Here is an 11505-nt window from a genome sequence, read left to right as displayed (position 1 = left end):
ACCCAGTGGGCCAGGGGCGCGTACACCAGGAACAGCCACAGGGTGGTGAACAGGGCGAAGGCCGAGAACTTGATCCGCTCGGCGAAGGCGCCGGTGATCAGGGCCGGGGTGATGGCGGCGAAGAACAGCTGGAAGACGGCGTAAGCGACGTGGGGGATGGTCGGGGACAGGTCCGGGTTGGGCTCCTGGCCCACGTTCGCGAAGCCGAGGAAGTCGAGGCCGCCGATGAAGGGGCCGCCGGGGGCGAAGGCGAGGGAGTACGCCGCCAGCACCCACAGGACCGAGACCAGGCCCATGGTGAAGAAGCTCTGCATGACCGTTGCCAGGACGTTCTTGGCCCTGACCATGCCGCCGTAGAACAGCGCCAAGCCGGGGACCATGAACATCACCAGGGCGGCGGAGATGAGAACGAACGCGGTATCGCCGGAATCCAAGGCGGTACCCCCTTTCTGCGTCGGAGTCGTACCGGCACGCCCAGTAGGTACAGCAGCGGTGTTGCCGGCAGGTTTCCTGGCCGTTCTGCGGCCGTAACGGATTCGGCCGGTCCCGCTGGCCCTGTCGGCAAGGATTGATAGGGTCAAGGGCGGGAGTTCGAGGAGGTTCGCCAGGTGACGCGGCAGTACCGGATGGCGCGGCCCGAGGAGCACCGGGCCCTGATGGTTCAGGACGCCCAGGCGTTCGGCGACTCCACCACCAGCGTCAGCATCGACCGCTCGGTGGCCCGCACCCGGGTCGAGGAGCTGCGGGTGCTGGAGGAGGACGGGGTCCGGCTCGGCCTGCTGCTGGCCCGCGGCCAGCCGGTGTTCTGGGGCGGCCGGCCGGTCCCGGCCAGCCAGGTGTCCGGCCTCTCGGTCGGGGCCGAGCACCGCGGCCGCGGGGTGGCCACCGACCTGCTCCGCGCCTACCTGGCCGAGGTCCACGAGCGCGGGGCCGCCATCTCCACCCTGTTCCCGGCGGCCGTCCAGCTCTACCGGCGGGCCGGCTACGAGTACGCCGGCACCTGGACCCTGTACGAGGCCGCGGCCAGGCACCTCCCGGTCGGCTGGCCGGACGGCTGGCGGGCCCGTCCCGTCCCGGCCGACGACCCGGGCCCGCTCCAGGAGCGCTTCGCCCGCGTGGCCCCCGGCCGCAGCGGCCAGGTCGACCGGGACGCCGACTGGTGGCGCCACTTCCTGCTCGGCGAGCGGGGCAGCGGCCCGCCCCAGGTGTTCCTGGTCGACGGCCCCGAGGGCCCCGACGGCTGGGCGGTCCTGGCCGTCAGCAGCGACGTCTCGGCCAGCGAGGTCCGCACCAGCGTCCAGGTGGTCGACTGGGGGGCGTCCAGCGAGGCCGGCTGGCGCTCGCTGCTCACCCTGGCCGGCGGCTTCTCGTCGCTGGAGGCGAGCGTCCACTGGAAGGGCCCCGACCCCGAGCCGCTCGCCCTGCTCGTGGCCGAGCAGGACATCCGCCAGCTGCGCCAGGAACGCTGGATGGCCCGGGTGGTCGACGTCCCTGGGGCGTTCGCGGCCCGCGGCTACCCGTCCTGGCTGCGCGGGCGCATCACCGTCGGGGTCGCCGACGACACCTGCCCCTGGGTCGACGGGACCTGGACGATCGAGGTCGACGGCGGGGAGGGCAAGGCGGTCCGGGTCGGGGACGACGCCGCCGTCACCACCACCGCGGCCGGGCTGGCCGCCCTGTTCGCCGGCTACCACGACCCCCGCGACCTGGCCGCCCTCGGCGTGGTCGGCGGCCTCGGCCACGCCGACGTCGAGTTCCTCCAGGCCATGCACGCCGGCTCCCGGCCCTGGAGCCCCGATTTCTACTAGCCAAAGGCGTTCGCGTGGCGCACCAACAGCCGGCTGACAACAGGGATCAGGGCGGGCGTGAGGGCGCCGCGCGGATGGCTTTGTACCGGCCGATCGAACCGTCCGAGCACCGGGCGGTGGCCGAGCTGATGGTGCTCGGGCTGATGGTCGGGGCCAAGGCCGACGAGTACGTGGAGCGGACCGAGCCCGGCGAGTTCCGGGTGGTGGAGGACGGGGGCGAGATCACCAGCGTGCTCCGGCTGGACCGCCAGGCCCAGTGGTGGCTGGGCCGGGCCCTGCCCTCGGCCCAGGTGCTGCAGCTGGCCACCCCGCCCCAGCACCGCGGGGCCGGGCACGGCGGCCGGCTGCTGGCCGGCCTGCTGGAGGAGCTGCACGCCGACGGGGTGCCGCTGGCCACCCTGACCCCGAGCACGTTCCCGTTCTACCGCGGGGCCGGGTTCGAGGTCGCCGGCAGCTGGACTCTGTACGAGGCCAGGGCCGAGCACCTCCCCAGGAACACCGACCCCTACCGGGGCCGCCCCGCCTCCCTGGACGACCCGGCCGAGCTGGCCGAGGTCTACCGCCGGGTCGCCCCCTCCCGGCACGGGGCCTTCGACCGCGGCGAGCGGTTCTGGCGCCAGCTTGCCGCCCGGACCAAGGACAAGACCACGGCCGCGTTCGTGCTCGACGGCCCCGGCGGGCCGGCCGGCTGGGCCGTGGCCACCCTCGAGTTCCGGCCCGAGCCGGCGCCGTTCCAGACCCGGGTCGAGGTCGCCGACTGGGGCTGCCTGCCCGGCGCCGACGCCGCCCTGTTCGCCCTGTTCGCCGGCTACGCCTCCATGAACGGGGTGGTGGCCTGGAGCGGCCCCGACCCCGACCCGGCGGCCCTGTACGCCCTCCGCGACCGCTTCGCCCGGCTGACCGACCGCTGGCACTGGATGCTGCGCGTGGTCGACCTGCCGGCGGCCCTCCAGGCCCGTCCCTGGCCGGCCGGCGTGACCGGCCGGGTCGACTTCCGGGTCGACGACCCGCTCTGCCCCTGGAACACCGGGGTCTGGCGCCTCGAGCTGGCCGGCGGCCAGGGGCGGGTCGAGCCGGCCCCCGCCACCGCGGACGCCGTGGCCGACGTCCGCGGCCTGGCCTCGCTGTTCACCGGCTTCGCCGGCCCCGACGACCTGCTCCGGGCCGGCCTCCTCAGCGGCTTCGACCCCGGCGCCGTCGACCTGCTCCGGGCCGCCTTCGCCAGCCCCCGCCCCTGGACGGCCGAGTTCTACTAGGACTGGGGCGGCTCAGCCGGTCCAGCGGGCCAGCTGCTGGCGCACGACCGCGATCACGACCACGGTGGCCAGGAGGTGGAACAGCACCAGGCCGAGCTGACGGCTGGTCGACACGTCGAGGCCGAGCGCCGGCAGGGCCGACAGGACCCCGAAGGCCACGGCCAGGATGGCCCAGAGGCGGACACCCGACGGTCCCCGCCGGGTCAGCAGCCACAGAACGAAGGCCCCGAGCAGGCCTGCCAAGGCGGTGACGCCGACGACCGGGCCCAGCGGCAGCGAGCTCAGCTCGGTGCTGCCCGGCTGGGCCGGGGTCTGGAGGCCGACGTCGAGGACCTGCTGGAGCAGCACCCAGGCGAGGGCGTTGACGACAACCGCGGCTGCGGCGGCGAGCAGGCCGGCGCGCCAGACGGGGCCGGTGGGGAGGGCGGTGCCGGACGGGGAGCCGGTGCCGGTGGACGCCTCGGTCATGCGGACCTCCTGGAACGCGACGGGCGACGATAGTTTAGATCGTCAACTGTCGTGCCGGTCCAGAGATTCCCGCAGGAGCACCTCGGCGATCTGGACGGCGTTGAGGGCCGCCCCCTTGCGCAGGTTGTCGGCCACCGACCAGAACAGCACGGCCCGCGGGTCGGCCAGGTCGGCGCGGATGCGGCCGACGAACACCCCGTCGGTGCCGGCGCACTCCAGCGGGGTCGGGTAGCGGTCGGTCGCCGGGTCGTCGAGCACGGTCACCCCGGGGGCCTCCGCGCAGCCGGCGCGGAACGCCTCGACGTCGACCGGCTCCCGGCAGACGGCCCGGACCGACAGCGAGTGGCCGACCAGCACCGGCACCCGGACGCAGGTCGGGTGGGAGGCCAGCTCGGGCAGGCCGAGGATCTTGCGCGGCTCGTCCCGCAGCTTCAGCTCCTCGACGGTGTAGCCGGACTCGGTGAAGCCCATGCACTGGGGGATGACGTTGAAGGCGATCGGGTGCGGGAACACCTGGCCGGCGGGCAGCTCCTCGGGGCGGCCGCCGCGGCGCAGCAGCTCCCGCTCGCCGGCCAGCTTGGCCGCCTGCTCGGCCAGCTCGTCCATGCCCTTCTGGCCCGACCCCCCGGCCGCCTGGAACGAGGTCGGGGTGATCGACTCCAGGCCGAAGCGGTCGCGCAGCACGGCCAGCACCGGGGTCATGGCCAGGGTGGTGCAGTTCGGGTTGGCCACGATCCCCAGCGGGTGGTCGAGGGCCGCCTCGGGGTTGACGTCGGCGTCGACCAGGGGCACCTCGGGGTGCATGCGCCAGGCGCTGGAGTTGTCGACCACCACCGCGCCGCGCCCGGCCGCGACCGGCCCCCACTCCCGCGACACGCTTCCCCCGGCAGAGAAGAACGCCACCTCCGCGCCGTCGAACACCTCGGGAGCGAGGGCCCTGACCTCGACCTGCTCGCCGCGGACGGGCAGCCGCCGCCCGGCCGAGCGGGCCGAGGCGACCAGCCGGACCTCGCCGACGGGAAGCTCCCGCTCGGCCACCAGCCGCCGCAGGTCCTCCCCGACGGCCCCGGTGGCCCCCACGATCACCGCCGTGGGCAGGGAGCGGGTCATCTGACCACCGGCAGCTCGGCCGTGCCGTCGGGGTGGTCGTGGCGGAACTCGGCCTCCTCGGACAGGTGGAAGCGGTCGTGGATGGCCCGCACGGCCACGCCGACGTCGCTGGAGCGGATCACGCAGGAGATCCGGATGGTCGAGGTGGAGATCATCTCGATGTTGACCCCGGCGTTGGCCAGGGCGTCGAACATCGCCGCGGCCACCCCCGGGCTCGACTTCATGCCCGCCCCGACCAGCGACACCTTGGCGATGTCGGAGTCGGCCACCACCTCGGCCGCCCCGACCTCGTCCTGCAGCCCCTGGAGCACGGCCATGGCCCCCGACAGGTCGGCCTTGGGCACGGTGAATGAGATGTCGGTGGTGCCGCCATGGGACACGTTCTGCACGATCATGTCCACGTTCACGCCGTGGTCGGCGATGCCGCGCATCACCCGGGCGGCGATCCCCGGCTTGTCCGGCACCCGGACCAGGGTCACCTTGGCCTCCGAGGTGTCGTGCGGCACCCCTGAGACGATCGCCTTCTCCATGCGTTCGTCCTCCTCACGTACCCAGGTCCCCGGCGCGTCGGTGAAGCTGGAGCGCACGTGCAGGACCATGCCGGTGCGGCGGGCGTACTCGACGCAGCGCAGCATCAGCACCTTGGCCCCGCAGGCCGACAGCTCGAGCATCTCCTCGTAGGAGACCATGTGCAGCTTGCGGGCCTCCGGGACCACCCGCGGGTCGGCGGTGTAGACCCCGTCCACGTCGGTGTAGATCTCGCAGACCCCCGCCCCGAGGGCCGCCGCCAGGGCGACCGCGGTCGTGTCCGAGCCGCCCCGGCCGAGGGTGGTGACCTCCTTCGAGGTCGAGGTGACCCCCTGGAACCCGGCCACGATCACCACGTTGCCCTCGGCCAGGGCGTCGCTGATCCGCCCGGCGCGCACGTCGAGGATGCGGGCCTTGCCGTGCAGGGTGTCGGTGATGATCCCGGCCTGGGAGCCGGTGAACGACTTGGCCGTGACCCCCAGGTCGGCGATGGCCATGGCCAGCAGCGACATCGAGATGCGCTCGCCGGCGGTCAGCAGCATGTCCATCTCGCGCGGCGGCGGGTCAGGCGAGACCCTCCTGGCCAGCGCGATCAGGTCGTCGGTGGAGTCGCCCATGGCGGAGACGACCACCACGACGTCGTTCCCGGCGTGACGGGAGGCGACCACACGCTCGGCGACGCGACGGATCCGGGACGCGTCCCCGACCGAGGTGCCGCCGTACTTCTGGACGACCAGGGCCATGGGCGTTCCTTGCGGGCACGGCTGCGGGCGGGCGGGACCAGCCTACCAACCCGAAGGCCGGCCGCTCGGCCCGATGCGCAACCGCAACCCGACCGCGACACGGAAGGGTGGGTATGCCAAGCCGTGCTGTCGTCTGGTTCCGCAGGGATCTCCGGGTGGCCGACCACCCGGCTCTGCTGGCCGCCCTTGATGCCGCCGACCAGGTCGTCCCGACCTTCGTGGTCGACCGCGCCCTGCTCGACGGCCGCCCCAGCGGCCCCAACCGGCGCGCCTTCCTGCTCGGGGCGCTCCAGGCACTGGCCCGCGACCTAGAGGCGCTCGGCGGCCGCCTGCTGGTCCGCGAGGGCGACCCGGTCACGGTCCTCCCCGCCCTGGCCCGCGAGGTGGCCGCCGACACCGTCTGGTGCTCGCGCGAGCACACCCCCTACGCCCGCCGCCGTGACGCCGCGGTGGAGCGGGCGCTGCGCGCCGACGGCCGCGCCCTGCACCCCATGCCCGGCGTCTACCTGAGCGACTTCGACGAGGTCCGCAAGACCGACGGCGACCCGTTCCGGATCTACTCCCCGTTCGCCCGCGCCGCCAAGGCCGCCACCTGGGACGACCCCCTGCCGGCCCCACCCCGGGTCCCGGTGTCCGACGACCGCGGGGGGCTGTGGACAACCGGCGCCGTCCAGCTCATCGGTCGGCGACGCTCCCCCACCGGGGGCTCCGGCACCGGAGCGGGCGGGTTCGGGGTGGAGGGGGCGGTGGAGGTCACCCCGCCCGACCCGGAGGCGGCGCTGGAGCGGCTGCGCTGGTTCGTGGAGCGGCGGATCGACCGCTACGCGAGGGCGCGGAACTACATGGCGACCGACGGGACCTCGCGCCTCAGCCCGTACCTTCGCTTCGGGCTCCTCTCGCCCCGCCAGGTCGCGGCCGCCGTCGGCCGCGGGCCAAGGGCGGCCGAGCACCCCCGCCGGGCCGGGGACCGCGAGACCTTCGTTAACGAGCTGCTGTGGCGCGACTTCTACGGCTACGTCCTCTACCACCAGCCGGAGAGCGCCTGGGCGCACATGCGCCCCGAGTTCGCCCGCTTCGAGTTCGAGGACGACCCGGACGGGCTGGCCGCCTGGCAGGCCGGCCGCACCGGCTACCCGCTGGTCGACGCCGGCATGCGCCAGCTCACCGGCCAGGGCTGGGTCCACAACCGGGCCCGCATGGTGGTGGCCTCGTTCCTGACCAAGCACCTGCTCGTCGACTGGCGCGAGGGCGCCCGCTTCTTCCTCCAGCACCTCATGGACGGCGACCTGCCGGCCAACAACGGCGGCTGGCAGTGGGTCGCCGGCACCGGCACCGACGCCGCCCCCTACTACCGGATCTTCAACCCCGTCACCCAGGCGGAGAAGTTCGACTCCGACGGCGACTACATCCGCCGCTGGGTCCCCGAGCTCGCCAAGCTCCAGCCCCCGGCCATCTTCGCCCCCTGGCAGGCCAGCCCCGCCGACCTCGAAGCCGGCGGGGTCCGCCTCGGCACCGACTACCCCCACCCCATCGTCGACCACCCCACCGCCCGCGACCGCGCCCTGGCCCGATACCAGGAGGCCTCGCCCCGCCGTACCTGACCTTGGCAGCCCATCCAGCTGAAGAGCTTGCCGGGGCGTGAACGCCAGGAGGCCTACACCGGCATCTCGCGGCGGCCGGCGAAGGCGCGGCCCAGGGTGATCTCGTCGGCGTATTCGAGGTCGCCGCCGACGGGGAGGCCGCTGGCGATGCGGGTGACCCGGACGCCGAGGGGGGCGAGGAGGCGGGCCAGGTACATGGCGGTGGCCTCGCCTTCGATGTTGGGGTTGGTGGCCAGGATGACCTCACGGATCGAGTCGGGCTCGAGGCGGCCCAGCAGCTCGCGGATGCGGAGGTCGTCGGGGCCGACCCCCTCGATCGGGCTGATGGCCCCGCCGAGAACGTGGTAGCGGCCGCGGAACTCCTGGGTGCGCTCGATCGCGACCAGGTCGCGGGGCTCCTCGACGACGCAGACCAGGCCGGGGTCGCGGCGCGGGTCCTTGCAGATGCGGCAGAGGTCGCCCTCGGCCACGTTCCAGCAGACCCGGCAGAAGTGGACCCGCGCCTTGACCTCGGTGATGGCCCTGGCCAGGCGCTCGGCGTCGGCCGGCTCGACCTTGAGGATGTGGAAGGCCAGCCGCTGGGCGCTCTTGGGACCGATGCCCGGCAGCCGCCCGAGCTCGTCGATCAGGTCCTGGACGGGGCCTTCGTACATGGGCTCAGAGCCCCAGGCCGGGTGGCAGCCCCATGCCCTGGGTGATGCCGCCGAGGCGCTCGGCGGCGAGGTCCTTGGCCTTGCGCAGGCCCTCGTTGACGGCGGCGGTGACCAGGTCGCCGAGCATCTCGACGTCGTCGGGGTCGAGCGCGTCCGGGTCGATCGAGACCGACTCCACCGTCTGGTCGCCCTTGACCCTGGCCGTGACCACGCCGCCGCCGGCCGTCCCCTCGACGACCTCCTCGGCCAGCTGGGCCTGGGTGTCCTCCATCTCGCGCTGCATCTTCTGCAGCTGCTTGAGCATCTGGTTGGGGTTGAACCCGCCCCTGGGCATGCCCATTGCTACCGTCCCTTCCTCGCGCCCCGGGCGCCGCCCTTGGCGGACGAGTCGTTCGGACGCTCCTCGATGACCTTGCCGCCGAGCTCCTTGGCGGCCCAGTCTGCCACCGCGCGGGCGTCGGCATCGGCGTCAAGCACCCGACCCTCGTCGTTGGCCGGGTCGACCTCGAACTCCACCACCTGGTCGGGCGCGGGCGCCGGGCCTGGAGCGGGCGGTGGGTCGGGCTCCTCGGGGCCGGCGTGCTCGCCGACCACGACCCGGATCTCCAGGCCGCCGCCCAGCACCGCCTCCAGGACGCCGTCCACCTGCCGGCTGCGGCCGGCCAGCGCCTCGGCCTCGAAGGGCCGGTCCTTCGGCAGCTCGATGACCAGGCGGCGGCCCTCCAGGGCGACCGGCCGGCCGTGGCCCAGGAAGCTGGCCGTGAGCCGGCTGGCCGCCTGCACCCGTTCCAGCACCAGCGGCCACGACCGCCGCACCAGGTCGAGGTCGACCGGCACCCGGGCCGGCGCCTCCGCCGGCCCCCAGCCCGCCTCCTCGGGCGGCGGCTCGGCCACCTGGTCCCCCGCCCTGGCCTTGGGCCTGGCCTTGGCCGGCGGGGACTTGGCCGGGGCGGCCGCGGCCGGGGTCGAGGGCGAGGACGGGGTCGAGGCCCGGGAGGCCGAGGGCCGGGCCGGGACCGCCGGAGAGGGCGACGGGGCCTTCCGGGCCGCCGGCTCGGCCGCCGCCGGGGCGGGGGCGGCCGGGACCGCGCCCTCGCCGGCGATCGACAGCCGCCGCTCCAGGCGCTCGATCCGGGCCAGCAGGGCCTCGGCGTCCAGGGACGCCTCGGGCACGGCCGCCCGGGCCAGGCCGATCTCGACGACCAGGCGCTGGTCGGTGGCGGTGCGCAGGTCCAGATAGAGGTCGCCGACGATGTTGACCATGCGGCCGAGCTCGCCCGGCCCGAACCGCTCGGCCTGGGCGGCCAGCCGCTCCCTGGTCTCGGCGGTCACGTCGACCAGGGTGGTCGACTGGGGCGCGACCCGCAGCACGTACAGGTCGCGCAGGTGCTCGAGGGCCTCGCGGGTGAACTGGTGCAGGTCGTGCCCGGCGTCGACCACCCGCTCGACGCAGGCCAGGACGTCGGCCACCCGGTGGGCGGCCAGCGCCTCGGCCAGGTCGAAGCGGAGCTCGACCGGCAGCGCGCCCAGCACCTGGGCCACGTCGGCCAGGGTCACCTTGGGCCCGGCGAAGGTCAGCACCTGGTCGAGCCGGGACAGGCCGTCGCGGTGGGAGCCGTCGGCCGCCCTGGCCACCAGCTCGAGGGCGGCCTGCTCGATCTCGACCCCCTCGGCCTCGCAGATCCTGGCGAAGTCCTGGACCAGGGCGGCGGTGCGGATGCGGCGGAAGTCGTGGCGCTGGCAGCGCGACCGGATGGCCTCGATGACCTTGTGCGGCTCGGTGGTGCAGAACACGAACCGCACGTGCTCGGGCGGCTCCTCCAGCACCTTCAGCATCGCGTTGAAGCCCTGGGTGGTGACCATGTGGGCCTCGTCGATGATGTAGACCTTGAAGCGGGCCGCGGCCGGGGCGTAGCTGGCCTTCTCGCGCAGGTCGCGGGCGTCGTCCACCGACCCGTGGCTGGCCGCGTCGATCTCGGTGACGTCGAGGTTGGTGCCGTCGGTGATCGACACGCAGGCGTCGCAGACGTTGCACGGCTCGGGCGTCGGGCCCTTGACGCAGTTGAGCGCCTTGGCCAGGACCCTGGCCGTGGAGGTCTTGCCGGTCCCCCTGGTCCCGCAGAACAGCATCGCGTGGTGGACCTGGCCGGTCTGGATGGCGTTGACCAGCGTCCCCGTGACGTGGTCCTGGCCGACGATGTCGTGGAACGTCTGGGGACGGTACTTGCGGTAGAGGGAGACGTAGGCCATGGCTGCCAAGGCTACCCCAGCCCCCGGACCTCCGGGGGCGGAGGGTGGACCGTGCACCCGCCGTCGAATCCGGCGCCCGAAGCGCTTGCACGAGCCGGTGGCTCGGGCCCGGCACGCCCGCGGCACCCGTCAGTGCCCGCTTAGCGCTGCTTCCTCCCGGACCTGACGCGATTCACAGGGTGACGTTGCGCGGGACCTGACCGTCAACACTCCGTGCTCGGCGCTCTCTTCGGACTCGGACCCTCGGGCGGGAGTTCAGCCCCGCTAGAGCGGATTGCGGGTACAGGGCACCGCTAGCTCCCCACCTAGCACGGTCCGCCACGAGCCTACCCGCCCGGTCCCCGCTCCGCCAACGGCAGCGGCGGGCGCTGATCGTTCCGGATGGAGTCGGCGTGGCGGTGGACGATCTTCCACTCGCCGTCCTCGCGGCGGTAGACATGGGTGACGCGCAGGGTGTACGGGTCGAGCGGGACGCCGTCCCACGACACCGAGGTGTGCTCGTGGCCCACGGTGTAGGCCAGGTCCCCGCTGACGCCCGCGGCCAGGAGCTCGAAGCGGTAGGAGGAGCAGTCGGAGAACCCCGACCCGAGCCAGCGGAAGAGCTGGCTCACCCCGTCCCATCCGCTGACGCTGCGCACCGCCCCGAGCACGGTCACCGGGTCCTTGGTCGACCACATCGCCAGCCGCGGACCGGGGTCGCCGTTGTGGATCGCCTCTTCGGCTTCGACCTGGCGGGCGATGGTCGAGGCGAGGAACTCGTCGAGGTCGCTCATGACCACCTCAATCTGGTCGTCCCAGTAGTTCACCGACCAGCCACCGTGAGCGAAGCCGCCGTCGGCGTCCTCTCCGGGCCCGCCCGGGGCCTGCATGACCCCGTCGAGGGTCACGAAGGTCTGCACGATCAGCGTCCGCATCGCCGGTTCCTTTCGTGGCGGAGGCTGAGGGGTTCGAACCCTCTCCATCGATGCTCCAGCGGTCGAGGTTCTGGCGCGAAGATGCGGTGACCTGCGGTTTCGTTGTACTTGTGGTGACCGCTCGTGTCCGCCTGGATCCCCACGTGACCAGTCAGGTACGGACCCAGAGCGGAC

11 protein-coding genes and 1 other RNA gene are annotated in these 11505 nt (G+C 73.7%); 3 read left to right on the top strand and 9 right to left on the bottom strand.

The genetic code is table 11. The annotated features are described in order from the left end of the window. Positions 1-434: ammonia channel protein (locus tag VF468_11255; GenBank protein ID HEX5878880.1), on the bottom strand; the 434-nt coding region annotated here is incomplete at its 3' end. Positions 435-608: 174 nt separating this feature from the next. Here VF468_11255 and VF468_11250 point away from each other — a divergent pair. Beyond that, positions 609-1808: a GNAT family N-acetyltransferase gene (locus VF468_11250; GenBank protein ID HEX5878879.1), complete on the top strand. Its 1200-nt coding sequence runs from the start codon at positions 609-611 to the stop codon at positions 1806-1808. 74 nt (positions 1809-1882) lie between these two features. Then, positions 1883-3064: a GNAT family N-acetyltransferase gene (locus VF468_11245; protein HEX5878878.1), complete on the top strand. Its 1182-nt coding sequence runs from the start codon at positions 1883-1885 to the stop codon at positions 3062-3064. A gap of 12 nt (positions 3065-3076) precedes the next feature. Here the strand turns inward: VF468_11245 and VF468_11240 are convergent, their stop codons facing one another. Genes VF468_11240 through VF468_11230 form a run of 3 tightly spaced genes read right to left on the bottom strand, consistent with a single transcriptional unit; the run spans position 3077 to position 5913 of the window. Further along, complete coding sequence (locus tag VF468_11240) at positions 3077-3532, bottom strand: DUF6069 family protein (protein ID HEX5878877.1); 456 nt, start codon at positions 3530-3532, stop codon at positions 3077-3079. A gap of 42 nt (positions 3533-3574) precedes the next feature. Further along, a complete protein-coding gene (locus tag VF468_11235; protein HEX5878876.1) occupies positions 3575-4642 on the bottom strand; it encodes an aspartate-semialdehyde dehydrogenase in 1068 nt (355 codons plus the stop codon). After that, a complete protein-coding gene (locus VF468_11230; GenBank protein ID HEX5878875.1) occupies positions 4639-5913 on the bottom strand; it encodes an aspartate kinase in 1275 nt (424 codons plus the stop codon). Before VF468_11230 ends, VF468_11235 begins: the two co-directional genes overlap by 4 nt. A gap of 113 nt (positions 5914-6026) precedes the next feature. Between VF468_11230 and VF468_11225 the strand changes: the two genes are divergently transcribed. After that, positions 6027-7514: a deoxyribodipyrimidine photo-lyase gene (locus tag VF468_11225; GenBank protein ID HEX5878874.1), complete on the top strand. Its 1488-nt coding sequence runs from the start codon at positions 6027-6029 to the stop codon at positions 7512-7514. A 53-nt stretch (positions 7515-7567) separates the two neighbouring features. Here the strand turns inward: VF468_11225 and recR are convergent, their stop codons facing one another. The 5 genes from recR to VF468_11200 all read right to left on the bottom strand — a co-directional run bounded on the left by recR (position 7568) and on the right by VF468_11200 (position 11331). After that, positions 7568-8167, bottom strand: a complete 600-nt coding sequence (gene recR / locus VF468_11220; protein HEX5878873.1) for a recombination mediator RecR — start codon at positions 8165-8167, stop codon at positions 7568-7570. Between the two features lie 4 nt (positions 8168-8171). Further along, positions 8172-8501 carry a YbaB/EbfC family nucleoid-associated protein gene (locus VF468_11215; protein HEX5878872.1) on the bottom strand — a complete coding sequence of 110 codons (330 nt, stop codon included), beginning with the start codon at positions 8499-8501 and terminating at the stop codon, positions 8172-8174. Between the two features lie 8 nt (positions 8502-8509). Continuing rightward, positions 8510-10417, bottom strand: coding sequence for a DNA polymerase III subunit gamma/tau (gene dnaX / locus VF468_11210; protein ID HEX5878871.1), 1908 nt, complete (start codon positions 10415-10417; stop codon positions 8510-8512). A gap of 49 nt (positions 10418-10466) precedes the next feature. Then, positions 10467-10731, bottom strand: an RNA gene (ffs, locus tag VF468_11205) — signal recognition particle sRNA large type. Between the two features lie 12 nt (positions 10732-10743). Continuing rightward, entirely contained in the window at positions 10744-11331 is a 588-nt protein-coding gene (locus tag VF468_11200) for a nuclear transport factor 2 family protein (GenBank protein ID HEX5878870.1), read from the bottom strand. Positions 11332-11505 lie beyond the last annotated feature (174 nt).

This window comes from Actinomycetota bacterium, assembly GCA_036280995.1.
GTDB lineage: Bacteria > Actinomycetota > CALGFH01 > CALGFH01 > CALGFH01 > CALGFH01.
The sequence above is the reverse complement of the archived record's forward strand: the minus strand, read 5'-3'. Positions and strand labels throughout refer to the sequence as shown.

What these genes read in the sequence shown, in the direction of transcription:
- VF468_11230 (HEX5878875.1), bottom strand. Translation starts at nt 5,913, where the DNA reads ATGGCCCTGGTCGTCCAGAAGTACGGCGGCACCTCGGTCGGGGACGCG.
- VF468_11245 (HEX5878878.1), top strand. Translation starts at nt 1,883, where the DNA reads ATGGCTTTGTACCGGCCGATCGAACCGTCCGAGCACCGGGCGGTGGCC.
- VF468_11215 (HEX5878872.1), bottom strand. Translation starts at nt 8,501, where the DNA reads ATGCCCAGGGGCGGGTTCAACCCCAACCAGATGCTCAAGCAGCTGCAG.
- VF468_11235 (HEX5878876.1), bottom strand. Translation starts at nt 4,642, where the DNA reads ATGACCCGCTCCCTGCCCACGGCGGTGATCGTGGGGGCCACCGGGGCC.
- VF468_11225 (HEX5878874.1), top strand. Translation starts at nt 6,027, where the DNA reads ATGCCAAGCCGTGCTGTCGTCTGGTTCCGCAGGGATCTCCGGGTGGCC.
- recR (HEX5878873.1), bottom strand. Translation starts at nt 8,167, where the DNA reads ATGTACGAAGGCCCCGTCCAGGACCTGATCGACGAGCTCGGGCGGCTG.
- VF468_11200 (HEX5878870.1), bottom strand. Translation starts at nt 11,331, where the DNA reads ATGCGGACGCTGATCGTGCAGACCTTCGTGACCCTCGACGGGGTCATG.
- dnaX (HEX5878871.1), bottom strand. Translation starts at nt 10,417, where the DNA reads ATGGCCTACGTCTCCCTCTACCGCAAGTACCGTCCCCAGACGTTCCAC.
- VF468_11240 (HEX5878877.1), bottom strand. Translation starts at nt 3,532, where the DNA reads ATGACCGAGGCGTCCACCGGCACCGGCTCCCCGTCCGGCACCGCCCTC.